The organism is Delftia sp. Cs1-4 (genome assembly GCF_000214395.1).
Lineage (GTDB): Bacteria > Pseudomonadota > Gammaproteobacteria > Burkholderiales > Burkholderiaceae_C > Comamonas > Comamonas acidovorans.
Window position 1 is genome coordinate 5,954,816 of the sequence record NC_015563.1, and the last position, 23,792, is coordinate 5,978,607.

A 23,792-nucleotide genomic window follows, 5' to 3' on the forward strand; every position below is an offset into this window, starting at 1 on the left:
CGCTCACTTGGCCAGCGCCTTCAGCGCCAGCTTGATGCCTTCGGTCACGCCCACGTCGGGCGGCAGCTTCTTGAGCGCGGCGGCCGCATCCTTGTCGGAATAGCCCAGCGCCATCAGCGCCTGCACGATGTCGTTCTGATCGTTGTTCACGAACAGCGACTGCGCGCCCGTATCGGCGCCGATCTTGCCCTTGAGCTCCAGCAGCAGGCGCTCGGCCGTCTTCTTGCCGATGCCCGGCACCTTGACCAGGCGGCCCACCTCCTGCAGCGTCACGGCCTGGGCCAGGTCCTCCACGCTCATGCCGCTGAGCACCGACAGCGCCATGCGCGGGCCGATGCCGGTGATCTTGATCAGCTCGCGGAACGCCTGGCGCTCGCTGTGCGTGCCAAAGCCGTACAGAAGCTGCGCATCCTCGCGCACCACGAAGTGCGTCAGCAGGCTGACCTTGGCCCCACTGGCGGGCAGGTTGTAGAAGGTGCTCATGGGCACCTGCACCTCGTAGCCCACGCCGCCGCAGTCCACCAGCACCTCGGGCGGGTTTTTTTCCAGCAGCGTTCCTGTCAATTTGCCTATCATTGGTGTCCTTTGCCGCCCTGGGGGCGGCTTTTCATGCCCGTCCGCAACCGAACGCCGGCCCATTCACAGGGTATGGCACCACGCCCTCGCGCTGGCCGCCGCCCGGAATCTCTGGAATTATCCGCGTGATCCTGCGCCACACCTTCACACCCCACGACAACAACCGGTTGAGCCACGTCTGCGGCCCGGCCGACGCGCACCTGCGCACCATCGAGATCGCACTGGGCGTCAAGATCGCCCACCGCCACGAGCAATTCAAGATCGACGGCCCCAAGGCCAAGGCCAACGACGCACTGGAGCTGCTGCAGGCCCTCTACGAGATGGCCGACGACCCCATCCTGGACGACTCCCTGCAACTGATGCTGGCCGGTGACACCGAACTCATCGAGCAGCCCCAGGACGCCATCCAGCTGTCCACGCGCCGCCCCGACCTGCGCGCGCGCACGGCCAACCAGTCGGCCTACCTGGAGAACATCGCCCGCCACGACATCACCTTCGGCATCGGCCCGGCCGGCACCGGCAAGACCTACCTGGCCGTGGCCTGCGCCGTGGACGCGCTGGAGCGCAGCGCCGTGCAGCGCATCGTGCTCACGCGCCCCGCAGTGGAGGCAGGCGAGCGCCTGGGCTTCCTGCCCGGCGACCTCACGCAGAAGGTCGACCCCTACCTGCGCCCGCTGTACGACGCGCTCTACGACCTCATGGGCTACGAGAAGGTGCAAAAGGCCTTCGAGCGCAATGTGCTGGAGATCGCGCCGCTGGCCTTCATGCGCGGGCGCACTCTGAACAACGCCTTCGTCATCCTGGACGAGGCGCAGAACACCACGCCCGAGCAGATGAAGATGTTCCTCACGCGCATCGGCTTCGGCGCCCGCGCCGTGGTCACGGGCGACGTCAGCCAGATCGACCTGCCCAAGGGCGCCCTGAGCGGCCTGATCGATGCCGAGCGCGTCTTGAAGCGCGTCAAGGGAATCGCCATCAACCACTTCACCAGCGCCGACGTGGTGCGCCACCCGCTGGTGGCCCGCATCGTGGACGCCTACGACGCACGCGGCCAGGCCCCGGCGCGCCGTGCCGCACCGCGCCTTGCCGCGCATTGATCCCGACAGCCACAGCAGACGCCCGCCCACGGGCGCTCCAAAGCACACGCCCAAGCTCACGCCCACGCACTCCCCCATGTCCCTGAACCAACTGCAACTGTCCCTGCAATTCGCGCGCTTTGCCGAGGCACCTGTCCACCGCGCCGTGCTGTCCCGCAGCAAGGTCACGCGCTGGATACGCCACGCCCTGGCCGTCGATGCCGAAATCACCGTGCGCATCGTCGATGCCGAGGAAGGCCAGCAGCTCAACCGCGAATACCGGCAAAAGGACTACGCCACCAACGTCCTGACCTTCGACTACCAGCAGGAGCCCACGGCCATGGCCGACCTGGTGCTGTGCGCCCCCGTGGTCGAGCGCGAGGCGCGCGAGCAGAACAAAACGCTGGAGGAGCACTACGCCCACCTGCTGGTGCACGGCACGCTGCACGCCCAAGGCTGGGACCATGAAACCAGCGAGCAGGACGCCGAGGAAATGGAAGCCTACGAGACCGAGATCATGGTCGAGCTGGGCTTTGCCGACCCCTACGCCAAGTAGGCGGCACCAGAGCCCACGCGGGCCTCAGCGCGCCGTATCGATGACGACCCGGCCGCGCACCTGGCCGGCAAGCAGCCGGGGCGCCAGCGCAACCGCATCGGCCAGGCCCGCCTCTTCGGTATTGCGCTCCAGCACCTCGCGCGGCAGTTCGGCGGCCAGCCGCGCCCAGGCCTGCTCGCGCCGCGCCTGCGGCGCATAGACGCTGTCGATGCCCAGCAGCGACACGCCGCGCAGGATGAACGGTGCCACGGAAGCGGGCAGGTCCAGCCCCTGGGCCAGCCCGCAGGCCGCCACGCAGCCGCCGTAGCGCAGGCTGGCGCACACATTGGCCAGCGTATGGCTGCCCACGCTGTCCACGGCCGCCGCCCAGACCTCCTTTTGCAGCGGCTTGCCGGGCGCATCCAGGCTGCTGCGCTCCACGATCCGCGCCGCGCCCAGCGCCTTCAGGTGCTCGGCCTGTTCGGGCCGCCCGGTGCCGGCGTGCACCTCGAAACCCAGGCGCGACAGCAGGGCCACGGCAATGCTGCCCACGCCGCCATTGGCCCCCGTCACCAGCACCGGGCCGCTGGAGGGCGTGATGCCATGCGCCTGCAGCGCCATCACGCACAGCATGGCCGTATAGCCGGCCGTGCCTATGGCCATGGCATCCCGTGCGCTGAAGGCCTCGGGCCGGCGGATCAGCCAGTCGCCGTTCACGCGCGCCTGCTGGGCGAGCCCGCCCCAGTGGGTCTCGCCCACGCCCCAGCCGTTGAGCAGCACGGCATCGCCGGGCTGGAAACGCGCGTCCTCGCTGTCCAGCACCGTGCCGGCCAGGTCGATGCCCGGCACCATGGGGAACTGGCGCACCACGGGCGAGCGCCCCGTGATGGCCAGTGCATCCTTGTAGTTGAGCGTGGAATGCGAGACGGCCACGCGCACCGTGCCGGCGGGCAGGCTGGCTTCGTCCAGCTCCACACACTCGGCACGGGTTTCACGCGGTACGGGTTGGGTCAGCAGCAAGGCTTTGAACATGGGGTCTCCAGCAAGGCAGTGGCAAAGGAAATCCAAAGGCAATCAGGACTGCGGCGCGCCCAGCACGCCGCTGCGGCACAGGCGGCCGATGGCCTCGTCCGCCATCCCCAGTTCCCGCAGCAGCGCGAGATTGTCGTCGCCCAGGGCGGGGGCCGGCGCACCCGGCAGGGGCGCGGCATCCATCCACCGGAACCCCAGTCCCGGAGTGTCCACCGCAGCGCCGTCGGCGCCATAGCTCACAGGTGACACGGTGCCGGCGGCGCGGGCCTCGCCCAGGAATTCACCCAGGCGCCGCACCCTGGCCGCAGGCACGCCCACGGCGTTGAGCCGGGCTTCCATGTCCCGAGCACTGCGTGCGGCGAAGGCCTCGGCCAGACATGCCTGCAGCCGCTGCAGCGCGGACGCATCGCGCGCGGCGACAAAGCCGCCCTCGGGCGCGTTGAAGGCATCGAGGTCCAGCAGCGTGGCGTCCTCGCACAGCGCATCGAGCCCCAGCACGCTGGCGAGCCTGCGAAACTGCTGCGGCGTGTTGGCGGCCGTGGACAGCCAGCCGTCGGCGCACCGGTAGGTGTCGGCCGCCGGGCTCCCCGTATAGCCCCGGTTGCCCACGCGCCGAGGCTCCACGCCATGGGTGAGATAGGTACAGGCATGCGGGTACATCAGCATCAGCGAGGCCTGCAGCATGGAGGCATCGATGTGCTGGCTGCGCCGCTCGCCAGGCGCCCAGGCGTTGCGCTGGTGCAGGGCCGCCGTGACCGACAGCGCCCCCAGCATGCCCACCGCCACGTCGATCACGGGAAAGCCCACCTTCACGGGCGGCGCTTCCTCGTCGCCCCCCGCCATCATCATCATGCCCGTGAGCGCCTGCACCACATGGTCATAGGCGCCCCGCCCGGCCCACTCGCCCTGCTGGCCAAAGCCCGAGATGGAGCAGTACACCACGTCGGGACGCACCGCCCGGATGTCCTCGTAGCCCAGGCCGTGGCGCGCCACCACGCCGGGGCGGAAGTTCTCGATGAACACATCGGCCGTGCGCGCCAGGGCACGCACGATGTCCGCGCCCTCGGGCTGGCGGATGTCCACCGCCAGCGAACGCTTTCCCGCATTGAGCGCCACGAAGCCCGAAGGCATGCCGCCCCCAGGCTCGCCGGGCGCCCGGCTGTTGCGCATGACCTCGCCACGCGTGGGCTCGACCTTGATGACCTCGGCCCCGAGCTGGGCCAGGTAGTGCGAGGCCAGCGGCCCCGCGATCACATGCGACATGTCGATGACGCGCACTCCTTGCAGCGGCTTGTCCATACCCGTCTTGCCTTTCCCTGGTTCAACTGTTGGCGGTGATGCCGGCCAGCTCGATGATGGCGGCCCACTTGCGGTTCTCGCTGCGCACGAAATCAGCGAAGGCCTGCGGCGAAGCGCTGGCCGTGGCCTCGTTGCCGACAGCCTCGAACGAGGCGCGCAGCGCTGGCTGGGCGGCGGCCTGGCGCACGGCGGCGTGCAGGCGCTCGACCACGGCAGGGGGCGTCCTGGCCGGAGCCCACAGCCCGAACCAGGACTCCTGCACCGCCAGCTCGCTGCCCAGCACCTCCTGCAGCGTGGGCACCTCGGGCAGCTGCGCCAGGCGCTTGCGGCTGGTCACCGCCAGGGCCCGCAGCTTGCCGCCCTGCACCTGGGGGATGCCGGTGCCCGCCACCGGAAACGCATACTGCGTATCGCCGCGGATCAGCGATGCCGCAATCTCCACCGATCCCTTGAGCGGTATGTGCGTGACCTGCAGGCCCGCCAGCGAGGCCAGCGTGGCGCCCGCCAGATGGGCCGAAGTGCCTATGCCGCCCGAGCCGTAGTTGGCCTGCGCCGGCTGGGCCTTCAGCCCCGCGATCAGCTCCCGGGCCGTGCGCCAGGGCGCATCGGCACGCACCACCAGCACCGTGGGCGATGAGGCCAGGTTGCTGACGGGCGTGAAGTCGCCGATGGGGTCGAAGCGCAGGCCCGGTTGCAGCAGCTTCTGGATCAGGTGGGTGTTGGAGCCCATCAGGCAGGTGTAGCCATCGGCGGGCTGCTGCGCCACATACTGCGCGGCCAGCACGCCGGCCGCACCCACCTTGTTCTCGATCACGATGGACTGCCCCAGGATCTCCCCCAGCACCGGGCCGGCCTGGCGCAATTGCACATCAGGCCCCCCGCCCGCCGCATACGGGGAAATCACCCGCACCGGCCGGCTCGGAAAATCGCTGGCCCGCACCAGCGGAAGCGCGGCAGCCGCCAGGCTGCCTGCCAGAAAGACGCGTCTGTCCATGGTCCTGTCTCCTTGTCGCTTGTCGTCGTGGGGTCACGATAGAACGGCAGGCCCATTTCCAATAGTGATATGTTTGGATGGATGGCAAACCTCTGGTAATCACTCCACCCCCGGGAACATGCACGACTTCGACCCGCAACGCCTGCTGTCGCGGCTGCGCTTCAAGCACCTGCAGCTCCTGCTGGCCCTGCACCAGGGAGGCAGCCTGCGCGCCGCCGCCGGCCTCATGCATTTGACCCAGCCCGCGCTGAGCAAGGCCCTGGGCGAGATCGAGGCGGCCTTCGGCGTGACGCTGTTCCTGCGCAATGCGCGCGGGCTCGAACCCACGGCCCAGGGCGAGATCGCCATCCGCGGCGCGGCCATGCTGCTGGCCGAGCTGCGCCATCTGGGCAGCGAGACCGCCCAGCAACCGGCCATCACCTTGCTGCGCATCGGCACCCCGCCCTTCGTGGCACAGGGCTACCTGCCCGGCGTACTGGCGGACCTGGCCGCACAGCAGCCCCATGTACGGGTACAGCTCAAGGAAGAACGCGTGCCTTTGCTTGTGCAATGCCTGCTGGACGGCGAGCTCGACGCCCTCATCACCAGCTACCCCACCGAACTGCCCGAGGCTGCAGGCCAGCCACTGCGCTACGAAAAACTGTTCGACACCGGCTTCACCGTCATCGCCCCGCCGGACCACCCTGCAGGCCACGCGCGCAGCAACCGCTGGGAGGAGCTGGCGCGCCAGCGATGGATCCTGCCCACGCGCAGCTCCATGCTGCGCCGCATGATGGAAGAGGTGTTCCGCCGCGAAGGCGTGATCGCGCCCACGCCCGTCATCGAATCCACCAGCCCCTTCACCAACCTGCAACTGGTCCGGGCCGGCCTGGGGCTCAGCGCCGTGCCCGACTCCACGCTGCAGGCCTCGCCCCGGTCGCTGGGGGTGCGCAGGGTGCATGTCACACCCGCCATCTCCATGGGCCCCGTGGCGTTGATCTACCGCAGCGCCGTCGCCAACCCGCGCGTCGCCCTGCTGCGCGCCACGCTGGGCCTGCCCGGCCCGGTGGTGGAGCAGCCCTAGCCGCCAGGTGGCCACCACGCCGGCGCGATCCTGTCCTTTTGCGCAAAGCAGCCCTGACCCAGCCGCCATGCCGGTGCGACAGCCCGGCCGATGGTCCGGCACTAAGATCGGCCTCGACCTATAACACCGGCCTGGCCGCGCAAGGCCACGGCGGCCTGCCGATGCCCGGCTCCAGGAGGAGACAACACCCATGTGGGACATCGCACTGCTCATGAGCGCCGCCTTCGTGGCCGGCGCGCTCAATGCCGTTGCCGGAGGCGGCAGCTTCCTCACCCTGCCCGCCCTGGTCTTCACCGGCGTGCCGCCCGTGGCCGCCAACGCCACCGGCACCGTCGCCCTGCTGCCCGGCTACATGGCCGGTGCCTGGGGCTTTCGCCAGGACATGGAGCCGCCGCCCGGCCTGGGCATGCGCGGCGTCATCGTGCTGTCGCTCATCGGTGGCTCGCTGGGCGCGGCCCTGCTGCTGGTCACGCCCGACCACCTGTTCCGCAAGGTCGTCCCCTGGCTGCTGCTGGCCGCCACCGCCATGTTCGCCTTCGCGCCCCAGCTCAGGCGCATGGCGTCGCGCGGCAGTGCCGAGCATGCCGCCCATGCCTCACCCGTCAAAGCCGGCGCCGGCATGCTGGCCGTGGCCATCTACGGCGGCTACTTCAACGGCGGTCTGGGCATCCTGCTGCTGGCCCTGTTCGGCCTGCTGGGCCAGACAAGGCTGCATGCCATGAACGGCATGAAGAACCTGGTCTCCGCCCTGCTCACGGCCATTGCCGTCGCCATCTATGCGGCCGGTGGCGTCGTGCAGTGGGAGCAGGCCCTGGTCATGATGATTGCCGCCACCGCAGGCGGCTACGGCGGAGCTCGCCTGGCACGCCGCATCCCGCCCGAATGGCTGCGCGCAGGCATCGTGCTGACGGGGCTGGTGATGGCGGGGGTGTTTTTCTGGAGGCAGTGAGGCCAGAAAGCTACTTCTTCGGCGCCGCACTCTGCGCTGACTTCGATACGCGCTTGCCTGTGGATCTTTCCGGCGTCGCCGCATCCGTGTCTGGCTGAGAGCCGCTCTGTGGCAGGGCCAGGGCTTGCGCAAGCGAATGCAACCGCTCTTCGATACGCTTCACGGTTTCCAGCGTTTCGTCACCGACGCGGGTATCCAGATTCATTTGCGAACTACCGCTTTCCATGCCCGAAACGCGCGGCGCCGCAAAGGTCTGCTGTAGCCGAGCCACGACCTCGGCAGTCATTGAGCGCCGGTTCTCTTCAGAAGCGGCATCCAGCAGATCCTTCAACTCCTGAGGGATACGCATGTAGATGGTTGGGTCGTCGCGTGCCATCCGCGCACTTTGCCATGGAACACGCTTGCCATTTTCTATGCACAATGCATAGAATATTGAGTGCATAGATCGTGCATAGAAAGCCCGAGTCATTGAAGCGACGGACAAAGGAATCGATATGGCTGCGTCACGGCACTCAACGAACAAGCCCTGCACGATGGACACCGCTGCCTGGCCAACCATGCAGCAAATGATCGCCCTGTCCATTGCCCGCGCAGAGATGGGGCTGGTTGCTCTGATCGAAACACGCTGTGCCGACATGGACTGGCATGACGCGGATGTAGAGGTGGACCTGGCCGCAGACCTGGCGCTGAATCACATCCGGCAAATTCGGCACAAGGTATTCGAGGACGCCAGCGAATTCGACAACGAGTGGTACCTCGCCCGCGCAGCCATCGCCCTGGCAGCCCAGGCCTTCAACCGGCCACAGAGCCTCTACGCCCGGCGCCTCAAACTGCTCTTGCAACTGTTTGATGAAGCACCGTCCTTTGTGGAATACGCGGAGCATGGCCCGGAAGGTTGAATGCAGAGGCTTCTCTGTCGCCTCCAAGTCAGCAGCCTTTCTGAGCTGCCTAAGCGGCAACGAACCTGAGCGCCCCCCCCGCGCCGGGCGGCTCCGTTTTCTGAGTTGCCTACGCGGCAGCGAACCTGTGCTGCATGGCGTTACCCTGGAGGCGGATTTTCTAAGCTGCCTACGCGGCAGCGAACTCTCTTTTTGATCGACTACATCGTGTGGCAGTTTTCTGAGCTGCCTATGCGGCAGCGAACATCCGCCGGCATCACCAGCATGTCGCGGTCCTTTTCTGAGCTGCCTATGCGGCAGCGAACCATGGCGTAGGGTTCGCGGCACACTGCGTCATTTTCTGAGCTGCCTATGCGGCAGCGAACCAGGCCAAGCGATACGGGCCGTAGCTGAACGATTTCTGAGCTGCCTATGCGGCAGCGAACCACCAGATAGGCCTGCTTCTTGGCCGGATTCATTTCTGAGCTGCCTATGCGGCAGCGAACGTGCGGAGCTCGGATTCCTTGGCGTCAGCCCATTTCTGAGCTGCCTATGCGGCAGCGAACGCCAGAAGCCCAAACCTCGCGCGGCCGTGGCCTTTCTGAGCTGCCTATGCGACAGCGAACATCGACGGCGCCGTGCATCACGTTGTCATCCCTTTTCTGAGCTGCCTATGCGGCAGCGAACCCGTAGCGCACCACAGCCTTTGATTCGTCCATTTTCTGAGCTGCCTATGCGGCAGCGAACGCAATGCTCTCCGCGATCTGTCCGGCCTTCATTTTCTGAGCTGCCTATGCGGCAGCGAACCAGGCCTTGCCCACCCATTTCTGAGCTGCCTATGCGGCAGCGAACAAGCCGGCGTTTCAGTTCGCTCCAGGCCTGCTTTTCTGAGCTGCCTATGCGGCAGCGAACATGGCGCGGCGCAGGTAGATCGCCTGGTCCAGTTTCTGAGCTGCCTATGCGGCAGCGAACGCGGGATCGACGGGAGCCCGGGGCGCTGCGATTTTCTGAGCTGCCTATGCGGCAGCGAACTCGCTTTGGCTGGGCATCTTGGCGATTTCCATTTTCTGAGCTGCCTATGCGGCAGCGAACAAGCCGTCTGATCTTGCAACGCCAGGCGCAAATTTCTGAGCTGCCTATGCGGCAGCGAACTTGGGGATCAAGTTTGCGGATGGTCGTGGGATTTCTGAGCTGCCTATGCGGCAGCGAACGAGATGGAAAACGATGAGGTCGTGGACCGCACTTTCTGAGTTGCCTACGCGGCAGCGAACCACCTTGCCCTCGCGCCACAGGAATTCCAAGCTTTCTGAGCTGCCTACGCGGCAGCGAACTCATGCGCGCCGGGTAGCTCGGACGGCCAAAATTTCTGAGCTGCCTACGCGGCAGCGAAGGCGAGATCGGTCATTGGATGGCTCCGGTGGTTTTTCTGAGCTGCCTACGCGGCAGCGAACAGCAGAGTGCGCACGTCATCAGAACTTGGGATTTTCTGAGCTGCCTACGCGGCAGCGAACGACAGGATGCCGTTCGCCGCGTCGATCTGGAATTTCTGAGCTGCCTACGCGGCAGCGAACGTTGATGACGGCATCCTCGGCCCCAAGACCTTTTTCTGAGCTGCCTACGCGGCAGCGAACGAGGGTCAGGGGCAAAGCGGGCATTCACTGAGTTTCTGAGCTGCCTACGCGGCAGCGAACTCTTTGAACAGTCCGTCAAAGATCCCGTCGAATTTCTGAGCTGCCTACGCGGCAGCGAACTGCCCATTCGGCTCAGCTTCATCTGCTCGTTTTTTCTGAGCTGCCTACGCGGCAGCGAACGGCCAAACACGAATTGGCCCAGGGTCATCATTTTTCTGAGCTGCCTACGCGGCAGCGAACTAGCGTTGCACCGGCACGCGCAGCCACTTCGGTTTCTGAGCTGCCTACGCGGCAGCGAACCACTTGCCGCCGGCGGCTTCCAACACCTTGTTTTTCTGAGCTGCCTACGCGGCAGCGAACAGCCAGGAGCGCGCGCAGGTCGCATGCGTAGATTTCTGAGCTGCCTACGCGGCAGCGAACGAGTATGAGCAGATGTGGCTCATCCGCCCCCTTTTCTGAGCTGCCTACGCGGCAGCGAACGCAAGCGAGAGAGAGGGATACACGCTGACCGATTTCTGAGCTGCCTACGCGGCAGCGAACGGCTCGACCCATCGCCGCGCGCAAGCCGCAATTTCTGAGCTGCCTACGCGGCAGCGAACGAAGACAGCGCTGAGTTCTCACGATGCATCCTTTTCTGAGCTGCCTACGCGGCAGCGAACCCCAAGGACAAGGCCATGGCCGTTGCCACGCTTTTCTGAGCTGCCTACGCGGCAGCGAACATGTGCACGATGGGACGCTGGCCCAGGCAGATTTTCTGAGCTGCCTACGCGGCAGCGAACAGAATTTCCGACGCTGCTCACATACCCGAAATTTTCTGAGCTGCCTACGCGGCAGCGAACTGAGCGGCCTCCAAAAGTTGCAGTTGATCGATTTTCTGAGCTGCCTACGCGGCAGCGAACCCGCTATGGCCGTCGCACACAATCAGCCGCACTTTCTGAGCTGCCTACGCGGCAGCGAACATGGCCTTCCTGCTGATGCCGCTCATGATTCTTTTCTGAGCTGCCTACGCGGCAGCGAACGATACGGGGACGCTCAGAATCGGCCGCTTGTATTTCTGAGCTGCCTACGCGGCAGCGAACATCGCCGAAGCCACCGGCCTGCCGCGCGGGAATTTCTGAGCTGCCTACGCGGCAGCGAACTCCAGGAACTCATTTGTGATGCTCCTGAAAATTTTCTGAGCTGCCTACGCGGCAGCGAACTTCTACGACTACTCGACTGAGGCCGGCAGCAATTTCTGAGCTGCCTACGCGGCAGCGAACGAGCTCCTCAGGCGGCAACCTGAACCGCTGGGTTTCTGAGCTGCCTACGCGGCAGCGAACCGCCAGCTCAGGCAGAGGGGCGTCGCCGTACATTTCTGAGCTGCCTACGCGGCAGCGAACAAAACATGGCTGGTGAATACGACCCAACAAGCTTTCTGAGCTGCCTACGCGGCAGCGAACGCAGTCGCATAGTTCTCGGCCCAATATTCAATTTTCTGAGCTGCCTACGCGGCAGCGAACGCCGCAATTGCGTACTTTCGCGCGATTCCATCTTTCTGAGCTGCCTACGCGGCAGCGAACACGCCATGAAAGAACGACCGATCCTGTTTTCATTTCTGAGCTGCCTACGCGGCAGCGAACACGGCAAAGATGGGAGATGACGGCTTCTATGATTTCTGAGCTGCCTACGCGGCAGCGAACCCGCTCCACGCGCACACTGGTGATCTCCAGCATTTCTGAGCTGCCTACGCAGCAGCGAACCGAATCAGGCCTAGGCGTTCAGCACATGCAGTTTTCTGAGCTGCCTACGCGGCAGCGAACATCCCGTAGATGGCCGGAAGCTGGTCCACGTTTTTCTGAGCTGCCTACGCGGCAGCGAACAAGGACTGGAACGACTACCGGGCGCGCGGCCATTTCTGAGCTGCCTACGCGGCAGCGAACTGTGTCGAGAAGACCAGCGACGGCATCTACAATTTCTGAGCTGCCTACGCGGCAGCGAACGCCAGCAAGGCATTTGCCGCAGCGCAGTGGCTTTTCTGAGCTGCCTACGCGGCAGCGAACATGCCGATTGCTGAGGCGCCGGCCTTCATGCTTTTCTGAGCTGCCTACGCGGCAGCGAACCTGGATCACATAGTCGCTGGCTTTGCTGGTCTTTTCTGAGCTGCCTACGCGGCAGCGAACCGCCTGCTGGAAATGGCCCAGGCGCTCTACAATTTCTGAGCTGCCTACGCGGCAGCGAACAAGGCAAAAAATTCCCCAATCCATTGATTTTGAAAGAGCTTTCACCTCCAGCAGGCAAACACCCCAAATTCCGGGGCATCCGCCAAGCTGTTGATTTACAAGGCAGTCTTCAGGCCGCCAGAAAAAGGGTCAGAACCAGGGAACAGCAGTTCCCAGGCTCAGCCCATAAGTATTGAAGCCTTCCTGACCCACCGTGCCCTGCACCGCTTTCTGCTCCACGAACAGGCAAAACGGCTGGCCGGTGCTGGCGCTGCGCAATTGAACGTAGGGCAGGTCCGGGGTGCGCTCCACGCTGTCGGGGATGGCGGCCGCGGCCTGTTCGGCGGTTTCTCCCTTGCGCCGCATGCGGCGGCGGCGCAGGCGGTCGGGGCTGGTCTTGAATTGCCGGCGTTGCACCAGGTAGGGCACGGCGCCCTCTGGCACCAAAGCTGGCGGCGTGCATTGCACGTGATCGCGCATGCCCTGCAGCCAGGGCTGTTCCATCAGGCAGCGCAGCGCGGCTTCACTGCCATGCAGGCGCAGGATGGTGCCCAGAGTGCGTGGACGCAGGCTGTAGCCGGGAAAGCTGATGCCTATGTCAGCACTGCCCAGTTGCACGAGCGCACGGTGCAGCTTGGCGACCAGCGCGCCCAGCAGGTGGGCGTGGCTGAATTCCGGGTCAGGCAGCAGCGTGATGTCGATGTAGTGCGAGGTCATGGCCATCAGCTCGCATCGCCGAAGACACCACCGCGGATCAGCACGGCCATCACGAAGTGCTGCTGCTCGACGGGCGGCACCTTGTCCTTGAGCAGCCAGTCGTCCAGCAGGGTGTAGAAGTCCTGCTTTTGCTTGGGCTGGCGCCAGGCCTTGCCCTGGGTGGTGACGGAGCCGTAGGGCTCGACCGCGATAGGGCCCAGGTCCTGCGCGCCGTCGTACCAGGTGTCGATGGTGCGCAGGGCGTTGCCGATTTTCTGGGAGTGGATGGCGGCGACCTCCTGGCCTTTTTCACCGATCTGGTAGAGCGTCTTGCTCTTTTTGGTGCTGCCCTTGTCGAGGATCAGTTCCTGCGAGGGGAAGACTTCCTGGCCCGCGCCCAGGCGCACAAAGGCGGTGATCTGCAGCAGCACATGGGCCTTGCCCTCAAGCCCCTGCGCGATCACGCTGCCCAGCGCAGCCACTTTCTCATCAGGCTGCTCCAGCGTGCGCAGGTTGTGGGCCAGCGCATCGAACGCCCATGCCTGCCCGGCCTTGCCATCCTTGAGCTGCACCACCTGCACCTGCACGCTTTCCGCGCCCACGCGGTTGCGCCACAGGAAGCGCCCGTTCGCCAGGTTGGCCGCATAGCGGTTGGCCAGTTCGGCAAAGCCCTGGGCCGAGGCATAGGCCTGCACCGTTTGTGCGAGCCTGGCCTGGTATTCGGCGCTGTTGCAGGCAGACGGGGTGCCTGCGCCAGACAGCACGCGCAGCGTGAACTGCACCTTGAGCGTGTCGGCATCGGCGGGCAGGGCTGCCACGTCCACGGTCTGCAGGTTGGGGTTCTCGATGGCAGCGTCGAGCTTGGCCGGGTCCTGGTCCTTGGTCTTGAGGCGGTTGGAGATGGTGCCGCGCACGGATTTCTCGCGCAGCTTGACGGAGGGCCAGGAGGCGGAGGCCGCCCTGTCATCCCAGTTGCCTGCGTGGAAGACGGCGTCGGAGGGGTCGAGCTTGCGTTCGAAGGCGAGGACGGATGCGGTCTTGAGGGTGCTGGACATGGTGTTCAATCCTTTGGCAATACGGTGTGAAAGGCGAAGGTGCAAGGACGCGGGTCAGGTGTATGCATAGCTGTCGTCGTCTTCCTGCTCCTGGGCTGCGGCGTCGTCAGGGTCGGCCACGGCTGCCGGGTCTGAGACGTAGCCGCTGCGGCAGCGGTAAAGGCCCCGCTTTTCATCGGTGTGCGCATGCCACAGCAGTTGCTCCAGATGGGTGAGGCGGTGCGGGCTGATCCATTCGCCCAGCGAGTAGACCGACTCCACGAAGCGCAGCGGCGTGGTGGCATCGCGGGCGTTGAGCACTTCGCCTGCGGCATGTGATGGCGAGAGTGCCGCATAGCCCACGGGCACAGGCACGATCCAGCCGCTGCCGGGGCCGCGCCAGGGATCTGCCCATGGATGCTTGCCATCGGCAGGCGGGGGCTGGCCTTCGGCCGCTGCCACGGGCTCATGGTTGAAGCGCGATGCATGCAGCCAGGCGTCGAGCAGCGTGGTGTGCGCCGCTTTGTCGCGCAGCCTGTGCAGGCGGTCGGCCAGCAGGTCGTCACGCCCCACCAGGGCGAAGCCCGGCAGCCACTGGCGCCGCCATTCGCGGAATTGGCGGCTGCGCTCGGTGGCGTCCTCTGCCAGCACGGACAGCCTGGGGCGCACGCGCCTGCCGGGCGCGGCGCGTGATGGCAGCAGGCTGCCGCCGGCCACGCGCATTTGCGACAGGATTTGCCCGGCTTCATCGGCCCATTGCTGCATCTGCGGCTCGGCACTCTGCACCAACGTGGCCGCAGCGCCTGCGGCGCGTTTTTCCGAAACGGCGAAGACCAGGGAGATGTCGAGGTGGATGCGGCCTTCCTCGACGATAGAAGGAGGGGTACCTTCCTCCAACTTTCTAGCTTGGTCTGCGGTAGCAACGTAAGGCTTGCGCAAATGAAAAGTGTGAGGGTCGTACAACTTCCCTGAACCTCTGACCTGCTCCTGATGGTGGTGGCAGACCACGCCCACTGCGTGCAGGCGCAAGGGGATGCCGGCCTGCGCCAGCTTGCGCTCCAGCGCCCACATCAGGCCGGTGAAGGCGGTGATGGAGGGGAAGCCATGGGTGAGCGGGCTGGAGATGGCGTTGGCGTTCTGGACGCGCAGATGGGGGAAGGTCAGGATGGCCTGCGGTTGTGGCGATTGCCTCATACCACGCCCCCCCTGTGCATCACCAGTTCATCATGCGTTTTGCGGATAGGGATATAGGCCGGGGCGTCCAGCCTTTTGCGCAGTTCGCGCAACTGCTGCACAAAACCATCCTCATCGGTCAGCAGCTCTTTCCGCCACACACGCGCCTCGGCGTCGCCCACGGGCAACTGGCCGAACAGTTGGCTGTTGAGCCAGTTGGCAAAGCGCTTGCCTACCTCGGCAGGCCAGTCCATCCAAAGCCATTCGCGGGCGAACTCCTCCTCATCGCGCAGTTCGGTGCGCAATGGGTCCAGCCACAGCTGCTCTTCACGCACCAGCTTGCCGAAGCGTTCCGAGTCGCGGCTCCAGCCAGCGGGCAGGGTCTGCTGCACTTCGCCGGCGAGCGAGACCATTTCATCGATCAGCGCATCCATGAAGGCTTCACGGCGCTCGCGCGTTTGCAGGTTGGGCTCCGGGTCGGTCGCAAGGAAGGCACGCAGCTTGCGCACCGTGCTGCGCACCTCGGGACGGCCAACGAACAGCTTGTCGAACACGGAGCTGGCATGCACCGGCAGCCGTACATCGCTGCTGCGCCAGACCGGTGGCAGCGAAGCCAGCAGGTAGTTGACCCCGCCACGCTCGCTGTTGAGCTGGGAAATATTCTGTGGCTTTGTCCCTCCCATCTTCTGGACGGCCAGCCCAGGGTAGTCATGGAAGACGCCGTCATGCGCCTTGCGCTCGCGCCGCGCCTGCCGGGCCGCCTTGTTGCTTTCCCCAAAGCGGTCTTCCTGCACCTGCGCATGCACGGCATGAGCCAGCGAGGTGGCAAACAACGGCGCCAGCAATTCATAGCCTTCATCGGCACAGGCATCGCTGCCCGTCAGCCAGTACAGCTGCTTGGCCCGCGTGTGCGAACTGGGTGCGCCCGCGCGCGGCTGGGTCAGGCCGACGAAGGCATCGCGCAAGCCCATGGCCTGCTGCGGGTCCTCATGCAGGGCCTGGAGCGCGCCCGGGTCTTGCGCCAGCAGCGCGGTCAGCAGGCTGGTGCCGTCCACCTCGACCTTGAGGAACTTGTAGACGTCGAGCGCCGCCGCATTGCCCACCACATCGCCGGCGAAGGACTGCCCCAGCGCATGGCTTCCCAGTTCCTGCAGCGCTGGCAGGCTGGCCGGCTCCACATAGAGATTGGTGCCGCGCGCGTCGGGGTGTATGGGTTTGAGGGAGTGGGTGACGGCCTGGATTTGCGTCACCCGGCGGGCGGCGTCTTCCAACCAGGTATCGCGCTGGTGCTGAGCCAGCAGCTCCTGTCGTTTGGGGTCGTCTTCGGCCAGCTTGTCCAGCTTGGCCTGAAGCCGTTCCTGGATAAAGATGGCGATGGCGTCATGCCAACGCATGGCGCTTGGGGTGGGCGGCATTGCTTCTCCTCCTTGCAAGAAATTCAGAACAAACCCACGATCTGCGTGGTCTGCAACGATGTCCTTCAACGAACGGTGCGGGTGGTCTTGCTCCTCTGCGCTTCGTTTCCTTTCTGCTGCAAAGCGATATACCGAATAACGGTAAACGGTATAAAATTCCTGACTTATGGCGATCACTTCCTTCAAGTGCCCGGAAACCCAGCGCCTGTTCACCATCGGCAAGACCCGCCGGTTCGCCAACATCCAGAGCGTGGCGGAGCGCAAGCTGGCTCAACTGGATGCGGCTGTGACACTTGAATTTCTGCGCAGCCCTCCTGGCAATCGCCTGGAAATGCTCGTGGGAGATCGGCAGGGCCAGCACAGCATCCGCATCAACGACCAGTGGCGCCTCTGCTTTGTCTGGACGGAAAAGGGAGTGGTTGACGTAGAGATAGTGGATTACCACTGACGAACAATGACATGCCTTCGCTGCCGCATCGGCGGCTTGGGAACCGGCGCCTCCCGGCAATGAGGGGCACAGGAGAAAGACATGCTTAAAAACGGCATGCGCCCCATACACCCAGGTGAAGTCCTGCGCGAGGACTACCTGAAGCCCATGGACATGAGCGCCAACGCGCTGGCCAGGCACCTGCACGTTCCCGCCTCGCGCGTGAACGACATCGTGCTGGAGCGGCGCGGCATCACGGCCGACACGGCGCTGCGGCTGAGCCGCTTCTTTGGGGGCGACGCTCAGTCCTGGCTGAACCTTCAGACCGCCTACGACCTGCGCACGGCAGAGCTGAACGCGGAGTTGCAGGCGTCCGTGAGGCAAGTTCATCCGATGCAGCTGCATACCGCCTGATCCTCAGGCACGGCCCACAAAGCCCAGCACGCCATGCCAGCGCCAGCCCTGTGCCTTGTCGGGCAGGCTGGCCGTGGCGTACTTGCTTGCACAGGCATCCAGCCCCAGCCCCTTGCCCTCCGCCAGGGCTAACAGTTCCTGCATCAGGTCAGCCTGTCCCCATGCAGTGACCGTCCCCTTCCGTAAGTCCAAAGGCTCCCGGTGCAGCAGGCTGTCCTGCACCAGCACATGGAGCTTGTCGCCCCGCCGCTGGCTATCGACCACGCGGTGCAGTTGCAGGCCCTCTTCCTCCTCGTCCGGCAGAAACACCACATCCACGCGCGGCAACGGGTCGTAGCGAAAGCGCTGGAACTGCGGCAGCAGGCCCGTGAGCCAGAAGCAGGCAGGGCTGGCCCAGTGCAGGCTGGCGGCGCGCAGCACCGGCGTGGCATCCGGGCTGTCTGCGGGGCGCGGCAGCATGGTGTCGTGCAGGCGGGCGTGTTCCAGGTCCACGAGGTTCCTGGCCGGGTGGAACTGCTCCCTGGCCACTTCGATGCGTGCGCGGGCATCCACGGGCCAGAGGTGCTCACCCTTGGTGTGCTTGGCCAGCAGCGATTGCAGGTCATGCGAGCGCAGGTGGAAGTACCGCGCCGTATCCGCCTTGTCATCCACCGGCTCCATCTCGAAACCCGGCTTGCAGAATGCCGCCCGGCCTGGATGCTCGAAAGCGCGCAGGTTGCTGTCCAGCACCCGCATGTTGGCCTCCTGCACCGCACCCGGCCGGTGGCGCCGCACGCGTCCGGCCAGCTGGATCAGCGAGCGCATGGACGAGGGCTCGACCACGGCCCAGTCATAGTCATGGTCGCGGCCCACTTCGGTGACGGGGGAGCCGAGCACGATGAAGAGGTGATCGGCCTCATTGTTGGCATCAAGCAATGCGCGGATGGCCGGCCTCTGGAAGAGGGGGTCTGCGCCGTCGGGGGAGCGGCGGTCCAGCACGGTGTCCAGGTGCCGCTCGATGCTGGAACGCGCAAGCAGCGGAAATTGCGAGTGGTAGACGCACAGGTGCACACGCACGCCCGGTGCAGGAGCGCCCTGGCCATACATGGCCACGGCCACGTCGAACAGCGGCTCGATATTGGCCATGCGGATGAGGCCGAAGCTCACACGCTTGCCACTGGCGGGGTCAATGCCATGGTTGCCCGGCTGCTGGTGCAGCTGCCATGCATGCTCCAGCGCGATGCGCGCAAAATCCCGACGCCGCGCGGCCGGGTCCAGCCCCTGCCAGCCGGCAGGCAGGGGAGCGATGGCAGCCAGGCGCCGCACCTCGGCCCGGGCGAGCTGGGCCACGCGCTTTTGCACAAAGCCTTCATGGCCTGTGCGAAACCCTGCGCCATCGGCGCAGTCCAGTGCCTGCTGGTGGTACTCGTCCACCCACAGGCAGCAGATGGCAACGGGCTCGCCGGGCCGCTCGCCGCGATGGCGCTGGAAGATCTCGCGCCCGGCGCGGTATGCCAGGTACAGCCCCTCCACCAGCGCTGGCGGCAAGGTGGCCGAGGACAGCAGCACGCGTGAGCCCAGCAGGCCTGCCCAGTGCACGAGCCGCGTGAGCGCGGGCAGGTCGGCCATGTCGAAATCATCGGGCTCGTCCAGTACCAGGTCGCCCGTCATGAGGCGCAGCATGGGCGCGATCTGGCGGCCGCCGCGCAGGCTTTCGGTGGCGGGCGTGAGGTGGTCCACGGTGCAGGCCAGCACGGGCGCGGCGATCAGCGAGCGCACCTGCGCATCGTCGGTCAGGCGCTGCAGCAGCGGGTGCTGGTCATTGCCGTCAAACAGGACTTGCCCGCCTTCGTCGAGCAGCGCCTGGCGCGAGGCCGAACCCGTGGCCTCGGCCTGCGCTTCCCAGTACTCGAACAGCGCGCGGCTGGCCGCGCCGCCGACCTTGATCGCAAGCTGGTCGTTGCCCAGGCCCAGGTCGTTCTGGAACACCCGCCCCGTCTGCAGCGTGAGCGTGCGCAGGCCGATGGCGAAGGCACAGCGCATGCCCACGCCCGGGTCAGCCAGCGCGTTCATGATGCGCGCATTGCCCAGCGTCTTGCCGCAGCCTGTGGAGGCCATATTGACGATGAAGCCACCCTGGCTGGCGGCCCGGTGGCGCACGCTGGCAGCCAGGTCGGCGGCCTTGTCCTGCCACTGGAAGCGCGCGTTGCTGCTGCGCTTCTTGAGGCCGCGATGGCTGCGCAGGGCCGGCAGGCTGCGCGCCAGTGTGGGCAGCGAGCGCGCTACCAGCGTGGCATGGGCCTGCACGCCCAGCAGGTGTTCGTCCAGTGTCTGGTTGAACGCGGACGCGGCACCTGGAGCTGCACTCTTGCGCCGGGTGTTGGCGTACAGCGGATAGCCCGCGTTGCGGAAAGGATGGCGGCGCGCTTCGTCCTCGATGCTGGAGTAGTGATGGTCGGCCAGCATCAGGCACAGGCGCGAGAGGTGCAGCGTTAACGGATCGCCCAGGCTTGCAGCGTCAAGCGACCGGCCCGCCAACTCCTGCAGCTTGAGCGCATAGCGCGCCGCCTGCTTGCGCCAGGCGGCCGTGGCCACCGGAAGGCCCTGCGGGAAGTCCCAATGGGAGCGCACTTTTGCCGGATCGGCTTTCTCGCGCGGCTCGTTCCAGTCGGCGCTGATGCGCTGCAGCAGCTGCTCGATCTCATTGCTGTTGACGAAGCGCGGGCGCGCGCCGAAGCGGCACCATTGGCGGCGGTCGGGCTCCAGCTCGTCGTCGGACTCCTGCCGGCCTGCAGCGACCGGCATGCAGGGCAGCCGATGGTGTGTCAGAACCAGCCAGGCCACGGCGGTGGCCAGCGGCGGCAGCGCCTTGAACGGCAGATGCTGGCTGGCCTGCGGCTCGTCCAGGCCATCGCGCAGAAGGCGGCCGCTGCGGTGATCCAGCCATTGCGCCTCAAAGGCCCGGGCGTCGGCAGCCTCATCCACACAGGCTGCCAGCCTTTGCAGCCATGCCGCGTCGCTGTCGCCGCCCACGAAAGCCTGGAACAGCCGCACCGACACCCATTCATGGCGGTAGTGGTTGCGCTCGCGCAGGCCCGGATTCTTCAGCCGGTCCTGGAATGCCTGGGTGGCCTTGCCCAGGTCATGCACCAGGGCAGCCAAAGCGGCCAGCGCCGTGATCAGTGGCAGGTGGTGCCAGTGGCTTTCGTCTTCTGCGCGCAGCACGTTGCTGGCCGTGGTGTTGGTGGGCACGGCGCCTTCTGCGTTGAACTGGCGCCCGTCGCCCACGATCCACAGCAGTTCGCTGTGGTCGCGCCCGCGTATCCAGTGGCAGGCCACGGCGGTGTTCTTGCGCGCGGTCTGGCGCAGCAGCTTGCGCACGGTGTCGAGCCCAGCCGCGGTGATGGGCGTCTGCCAGGTGCGATCGCCGCGCCGCTCGGCAAACTGGTCGAGGATGCGGCGCGTTTCGGTGAGGGCGCGCTTGCTGCACTGGGAGACGAAGAGCACGTTCATGTGTCGGCCTCCTGCGCAGCGCCGGGCGTTGTGGGCGTTGTGGGCGCGCCGGCCAGGCGCGCCGTGTCGACGGCAATGCGCTTGAGCGTGTCGATGATGAAGTCCAGCGATTCGCTGCGCGTGAGCGCCTCGATGCATTGGCGGCGAAATTGCGGCTCGTCGTCGCCGTGCATGGCCGACAGGAAGGCCTGGGGCAGGATGGCCGCATCCTTGACCAGGTCGGCCGCATCGAACACCAGGCCACCACGCCGCGTCTTGCCATGCAGAACGGCCAGGCCGTGGGGCAGGCCCAGCACCCAGGTGGCCGTGGCGCCCAGTCCGTAGGCCAGGTAGTTGCCATGGTCCAGATAGCGGTTGGCTGCATCGGTGCCGGTGCCGCGCTTGGCGCGCGTGAATTCGCCATATCCCACGGCGTCCACGGCGAGCTTGAACAAGGCCTTGGTCAGCCGTGCCTCATCGGTCAGCAGTGTCATGACATCGGGCGCATTGGCCATCAGCGCCGCAAATTGCTGCACCAGCGCCTTCAGGCGCTCCATATCCACGGCAAAGCCGGATTCACGCAAGGCACGTGCACCCCATTCCTGCTGCAGCCGCTGCAATCGCAAAGCCTGCAATTGTTTGGCGGCATGCAGGCGCAGTTCATCGTCAAACCAGAATTGGACCCAGGCCTGCAGGTATTCAGTGGGGCGGTACTCGCTTTGCGGAGTGAGCCAGGCGACTTCCACATCGACTTCATTGGCGCTGAACAAAGGCGTGCCGCCGCCGCCGCAAAAGCCGACCAGCACGCCCGCCTTGGCCAGTTCCCGCATGGCCGCCTGCGTGATGGAGGTGCCGGTGCCCAGCAGGATGCTGGTGGTGTTGGCAATGGGAATATTCCAATACAGGCTGCGCTTGCCGGCATCGGTCACATATTCCACCCGCCCGCCATTGACCAGGACACGGCAGTGCTCAAGGTAATAGATGTTGGCGCGTTTGGAATGGAGAATGGTCTTGAGATCCTGGCCCTTGATATCCTGCATTGCAGCCTCCCGCAGGCAGTTGTATCAAATTGCCAATCCCCTTCAATGGCTTGTCCCAGGAATAAAAAGGCGCCTTGCTTCCACAAGGCGCCTTTCTTTACATCCCAGTGAATGATCACTGCATCTGCTTCAGATTCCCGATGCGCACCAGCATTTCCGTGAACATCTGCATGTCGGCGCGCAGGTCCGGCAGTTCCTTGTATTCGAGCGCGTTGTGCGCCGTGTACTTCTTGCCGGGCATGGCAGGGCCGAAGTTGATGGCGTTGGGCATGAGCTTGGCCGTGGTGCTGCCGGCCGTGGGCACGGGCTTGGCGTCCAGGCCCGTGGTGTCGCCGAAGATGTTGAGCAGGGTGGACAGCCAGGCGCCCTTGGGGTCGCGCGCCATCCAGTTGCCCTGGGTGTATTGCAGGGTCAGGGGGACCTTGGCGGCCGCGCTCCAGCGGGTGATGCGTTGCTCGACTTCGGTGCGCAGTTGCTCGGGCGTCTTGCCGCGCGGCATGCGCACGTTGGTGGTGACTTCCAGCTTGCCGTCTGCCGCCTTGATGAGGTTGGGCGACAGGGTCAGCGGGCCCATGAAGTCGTCGGCATAGGCAACGCCCAGCTGCTTGCCGAAGTAGTCGAGGCCGAAGGCGCCGTTGATGTAGCGCAGGGCGTTGCTGTAGGCATTGGGCTGGACCAGGGCCACGCCATCGGTGGGCATGAGCACCTGCTGCAGGAACAGCGTCAGGCGCGGCACGGGGTTGACGCCTTCCTCAGGGCGCGAGCCGTGGGCCGAGGTGCCCGTGACCTTGACGGTGGCTGCGGTGCCGCTGCGCTGGATGTCGATGGTGAACGGCCCACCCTGCCCTGCATAGCTGGTGGTGAAGTCACCCTTGGCCGCCTGCAGGCGCGCGGCGATGGCTTCGATGGCGGCTTCGTCGCCGGCCGTGATGGTGGCGGTGGCAGTCTGCGCAATGGCGTTGGCCGAGGCGGCGCCGGCCATGGCGGTGATGGCGGGCTGGGCGGGCTCGGCCTTCACGTCGTCGAATACGGCCTTGAGCGCGCCCGAGCCTTTTTCCGCGACGACGGCTGGGTACTTGCTGTCCAGCACGATGTTGTAGGCGGGCAGCGTGGTCTTGCCCTGGTAGTACTTCATGGCGTCGCCGCCGGTTTCCTCGGTGGTCTCGATCATGAGGCGTATGCCGCGCGACAGGGGCAGGCCGCTGTCCTTGACGGCCTTCATGGCGAACAGCACGGTGGCGATGGAGCCCTTGTCGTCGATGGTGCCGCGCCCGTAGAGCTTGTCGCCCACGCGCGTGACCTTGAAGGGGTCGATGGCCTGGCCGTCCAGCACCCATTCGGCGGGGACGACGGGCACGACGTCTGCATGGGTGAGGATGCCGAATTCATCGGCACCCGAGTTCGCGGTGTTCGCGGTGTTCGCAGGCAGGGTGACTTCGAAGATGCGGTTGTCCACGTTGCGGTACTGCAGGCCGAAGTCCCTGGCCATCTGCTGCACCAGTTCGCCGAAGGCCAGAATGGCCGGGCTTTCGTGCGGCGGCACCTTGGCATCGCGCACCGTGGGCAGGGCGACCATGCGCTCGATGCTGGCCAGCACGGCCTGCTCCTGCGTGAGACGTGTGTACAGGCCCAGCAGGCGGGCGATGTGGTTGAGTTCATCCCCCGTGAGCGCGGCGCCTGCGGCATGGCGCTGCACGGCCTGGGCGATGGCAGGCTGCGCGGCCGCAGCCTGCTTCAGGAAGCTGGCGAAGTCGGTGGGTGCCGGCTGCGCCTGGGCCAGCGCGTCCAGCGCGGGCTTCCTGAGGGTGTCGGCGCCGGCCGCGCCGCTCCACGCCAGGGCCATGCTCATGGCAAGGGCCAGGGTGGAGGCTTTGAACGGATGGTTCTTCAT

The 23,792-nt window shown here is 65.9% G+C and carries 19 protein-coding genes and 2 CRISPR repeat arrays; of the genes, 7 read left to right on the forward strand and 12 right to left on the reverse strand.

Annotation, left to right across the window (positions count from 1 at the left end):
* Positions 1-3: 3 nt before the first annotated feature.
* The gene (gene ruvA, locus DELCS14_RS26140; RefSeq protein ID WP_012203156.1) at positions 4-576 is read right to left on the reverse strand and encodes a Holliday junction branch migration protein RuvA; all 573 of its coding nucleotides are present in this window, start codon (positions 574-576) and stop codon (positions 4-6) included.
* A gap of 125 nt (positions 577-701) precedes the next feature.
* On the opposite strand from ruvA, the gene DELCS14_RS26145 reads away from it, so the two are divergent.
* Positions 702-1,673 (forward strand): PhoH family protein, encoded by a 972-nt coding sequence (locus DELCS14_RS26145; protein ID WP_013804296.1) that lies wholly within the window; start codon positions 702-704, stop codon positions 1,671-1,673.
* Positions 1,674-1,749: 76 nt separating this feature from the next.
* Complete coding sequence (gene ybeY / locus DELCS14_RS26150; RefSeq protein ID WP_012203154.1) at positions 1,750-2,208, forward strand: rRNA maturation RNase YbeY; 459 nt, start codon at positions 1,750-1,752, stop codon at positions 2,206-2,208.
* Between the two features lie 24 nt (positions 2,209-2,232).
* Here the strand turns inward: ybeY and DELCS14_RS26155 are convergent, their stop codons facing one another.
* From DELCS14_RS26155 to DELCS14_RS26165, 3 genes are read right to left on the reverse strand one after another with little or no spacing between them, the layout of a single operon-like run.
* Positions 2,233-3,219 (reverse strand): MDR family oxidoreductase, encoded by a 987-nt coding sequence (locus tag DELCS14_RS26155; RefSeq protein ID WP_013804297.1) that lies wholly within the window; start codon positions 3,217-3,219, stop codon positions 2,233-2,235.
* A 42-nt stretch (positions 3,220-3,261) separates the two neighbouring features.
* Positions 3,262-4,518, reverse strand: coding sequence for a CoA transferase (locus DELCS14_RS26160; RefSeq protein WP_013804298.1), 1,257 nt, complete (start codon positions 4,516-4,518; stop codon positions 3,262-3,264).
* Between the two features lie 22 nt (positions 4,519-4,540).
* A complete protein-coding gene (locus DELCS14_RS26165; RefSeq protein ID WP_013804299.1) occupies positions 4,541-5,512 on the reverse strand; it encodes a tripartite tricarboxylate transporter substrate binding protein in 972 nt (323 codons plus the stop codon).
* 118 nt (positions 5,513-5,630) lie between these two features.
* On the opposite strand from DELCS14_RS26165, the gene DELCS14_RS26170 reads away from it, so the two are divergent.
* Both DELCS14_RS26170 and DELCS14_RS26175 read left to right on the forward strand, forming a co-directional pair.
* Positions 5,631-6,575 carry a LysR family transcriptional regulator gene (locus DELCS14_RS26170; RefSeq protein WP_013804300.1) on the forward strand — a complete coding sequence of 315 codons (945 nt, stop codon included), beginning with the start codon at positions 5,631-5,633 and terminating at the stop codon, positions 6,573-6,575.
* A gap of 190 nt (positions 6,576-6,765) precedes the next feature.
* The gene (locus DELCS14_RS26175; protein ID WP_013804301.1) at positions 6,766-7,524 is read left to right on the forward strand and encodes a sulfite exporter TauE/SafE family protein; all 759 of its coding nucleotides are present in this window, start codon (positions 6,766-6,768) and stop codon (positions 7,522-7,524) included.
* Positions 7,525-7,534: 10 nt separating this feature from the next.
* Here DELCS14_RS26175 and DELCS14_RS26180 read toward each other — a convergent pair whose 3' ends face one another.
* On the reverse strand, positions 7,535-7,900 hold the full coding sequence (locus DELCS14_RS26180; protein ID WP_013804302.1) for an Arc family DNA-binding protein: 366 nt from the start codon (positions 7,898-7,900) through the stop codon (positions 7,535-7,537).
* A 157-nt stretch (positions 7,901-8,057) separates the two neighbouring features.
* Between DELCS14_RS26180 and DELCS14_RS26185 the strand changes: the two genes are divergently transcribed.
* A complete protein-coding gene (locus DELCS14_RS26185) occupies positions 8,058-8,423 on the forward strand; it encodes a hypothetical protein (RefSeq protein WP_034400094.1) in 366 nt (121 codons plus the stop codon).
* A 37-nt stretch (positions 8,424-8,460) separates the two neighbouring features.
* Positions 8,461-9,209: direct repeats of the CRISPR family, unit length 28 nt; unit sequence TTTCTGAGCTGCCTATGCGGCAGCGAAC.
* Positions 9,210-9,226: 17 nt separating this feature from the next.
* Positions 9,227-12,252: a CRISPR direct-repeat array (repeat unit 28 nt; unit sequence TTTCTGAGCTGCCTACGCGGCAGCGAAC).
* Positions 12,253-12,381: 129 nt separating this feature from the next.
* Here DELCS14_RS26185 and cas6f read toward each other — a convergent pair.
* Genes cas6f through csy1 form a run of 4 tightly spaced genes read right to left on the reverse strand, consistent with a single transcriptional unit; the run spans position 12,382 to position 16,726 of the window.
* Positions 12,382-12,948, reverse strand: a complete 567-nt coding sequence (gene cas6f, locus DELCS14_RS26190; RefSeq protein WP_013804303.1) for a type I-F CRISPR-associated endoribonuclease Cas6/Csy4 — start codon at positions 12,946-12,948, stop codon at positions 12,382-12,384.
* Positions 12,949-12,953: 5 nt separating this feature from the next.
* On the reverse strand, positions 12,954-13,982 hold the full coding sequence (gene csy3, locus DELCS14_RS26195; RefSeq protein ID WP_013804304.1) for a type I-F CRISPR-associated protein Csy3: 1,029 nt from the start codon (positions 13,980-13,982) through the stop codon (positions 12,954-12,956).
* A gap of 54 nt (positions 13,983-14,036) precedes the next feature.
* Positions 14,037-15,155: a type I-F CRISPR-associated protein Csy2 gene (gene csy2 / locus DELCS14_RS26200; protein WP_013804305.1), complete on the reverse strand. Its 1,119-nt coding sequence runs from the start codon at positions 15,153-15,155 to the stop codon at positions 14,037-14,039.
* Complete coding sequence (gene csy1 / locus DELCS14_RS26205; protein WP_228676910.1) at positions 15,152-16,726, reverse strand: type I-F CRISPR-associated protein Csy1; 1,575 nt, start codon at positions 16,724-16,726, stop codon at positions 15,152-15,154. Before csy1 ends, csy2 begins: the two co-directional genes overlap by 4 nt.
* On the opposite strand from csy1, the gene DELCS14_RS26210 reads away from it, so the two are divergent.
* Both DELCS14_RS26210 and DELCS14_RS26215 read left to right on the forward strand, forming a co-directional pair.
* Positions 16,716-16,997, forward strand: a complete 282-nt coding sequence (locus DELCS14_RS26210; RefSeq protein ID WP_013804307.1) for a type II toxin-antitoxin system RelE/ParE family toxin — start codon at positions 16,716-16,718, stop codon at positions 16,995-16,997. The two genes, csy1 and DELCS14_RS26210, sit on opposite strands and share 11 nt — an antisense overlap.
* Before the next feature lie 81 nt (positions 16,998-17,078).
* Positions 17,079-17,390 (forward strand): HigA family addiction module antitoxin, encoded by a 312-nt coding sequence (locus tag DELCS14_RS26215; protein ID WP_012203141.1) that lies wholly within the window; start codon positions 17,079-17,081, stop codon positions 17,388-17,390.
* A gap of 3 nt (positions 17,391-17,393) precedes the next feature.
* Here the strand turns inward: DELCS14_RS26215 and cas3f are convergent, their stop codons facing one another.
* From cas3f to DELCS14_RS26230, 3 genes are all read right to left on the reverse strand, one after another.
* A complete protein-coding gene (cas3f, locus tag DELCS14_RS26220; RefSeq protein WP_013804308.1) occupies positions 17,394-20,882 on the reverse strand; it encodes a type I-F CRISPR-associated helicase Cas3f in 3,489 nt (1,162 codons plus the stop codon).
* Positions 20,879-21,901 (reverse strand): type I-F CRISPR-associated endonuclease Cas1f, encoded by a 1,023-nt coding sequence (gene cas1f, locus DELCS14_RS26225; RefSeq protein ID WP_013804309.1) that lies wholly within the window; start codon positions 21,899-21,901, stop codon positions 20,879-20,881. Before cas1f ends, cas3f begins: the two co-directional genes overlap by 4 nt.
* A gap of 115 nt (positions 21,902-22,016) precedes the next feature.
* Positions 22,017-23,792 carry a dipeptidase gene (locus DELCS14_RS26230; RefSeq protein WP_013804310.1) on the reverse strand — a complete coding sequence of 592 codons (1,776 nt, stop codon included), beginning with the start codon at positions 23,790-23,792 and terminating at the stop codon, positions 22,017-22,019.

Excerpts from the sequence above, each read along its gene's own strand:
- ruvA (WP_012203156.1), bottom strand. The coding sequence starts at position 576 with ATGATAGGCAAATTGACAGGAACGCTGCTGGAAAAAAACCCGCCCGAG.
- csy2 (WP_013804305.1), bottom strand. The coding sequence starts at position 15,155 with ATGAGGCAATCGCCACAACCGCAGGCCATCCTGACCTTCCCCCATCTG.
- DELCS14_RS26155 (WP_013804297.1), bottom strand. The coding sequence starts at position 3,219 with ATGTTCAAAGCCTTGCTGCTGACCCAACCCGTACCGCGTGAAACCCGT.
- DELCS14_RS26175 (WP_013804301.1), top strand. The coding sequence starts at position 6,766 with ATGTGGGACATCGCACTGCTCATGAGCGCCGCCTTCGTGGCCGGCGCG.
- DELCS14_RS26230 (WP_013804310.1), bottom strand. The coding sequence starts at position 23,792 with ATGAAGAACCATCCGTTCAAAGCCTCCACCCTGGCCCTTGCCATGAGC.
- cas6f (WP_013804303.1), bottom strand. The coding sequence starts at position 12,948 with ATGACCTCGCACTACATCGACATCACGCTGCTGCCTGACCCGGAATTC.
- cas1f (WP_013804309.1), bottom strand. The coding sequence starts at position 21,901 with ATGCAGGATATCAAGGGCCAGGATCTCAAGACCATTCTCCATTCCAAA.
- DELCS14_RS26170 (WP_013804300.1), top strand. The coding sequence starts at position 5,631 with ATGCACGACTTCGACCCGCAACGCCTGCTGTCGCGGCTGCGCTTCAAG.
- csy3 (WP_013804304.1), bottom strand. The coding sequence starts at position 13,982 with ATGTCCAGCACCCTCAAGACCGCATCCGTCCTCGCCTTCGAACGCAAG.
- DELCS14_RS26185 (WP_034400094.1), top strand. The coding sequence starts at position 8,058 with ATGGACACCGCTGCCTGGCCAACCATGCAGCAAATGATCGCCCTGTCC.
- cas3f (WP_013804308.1), bottom strand. The coding sequence starts at position 20,882 with ATGAACGTGCTCTTCGTCTCCCAGTGCAGCAAGCGCGCCCTCACCGAA.
- DELCS14_RS26215 (WP_012203141.1), top strand. The coding sequence starts at position 17,079 with ATGCTTAAAAACGGCATGCGCCCCATACACCCAGGTGAAGTCCTGCGC.
- DELCS14_RS26160 (WP_013804298.1), bottom strand. The coding sequence starts at position 4,518 with ATGGACAAGCCGCTGCAAGGAGTGCGCGTCATCGACATGTCGCATGTG.
- ybeY (WP_012203154.1), top strand. The coding sequence starts at position 1,750 with ATGTCCCTGAACCAACTGCAACTGTCCCTGCAATTCGCGCGCTTTGCC.
- DELCS14_RS26180 (WP_013804302.1), bottom strand. The coding sequence starts at position 7,900 with ATGGCACGCGACGACCCAACCATCTACATGCGTATCCCTCAGGAGTTG.
- DELCS14_RS26210 (WP_013804307.1), top strand. The coding sequence starts at position 16,716 with ATGGCGATCACTTCCTTCAAGTGCCCGGAAACCCAGCGCCTGTTCACC.
- DELCS14_RS26165 (WP_013804299.1), bottom strand. The coding sequence starts at position 5,512 with ATGGACAGACGCGTCTTTCTGGCAGGCAGCCTGGCGGCTGCCGCGCTT.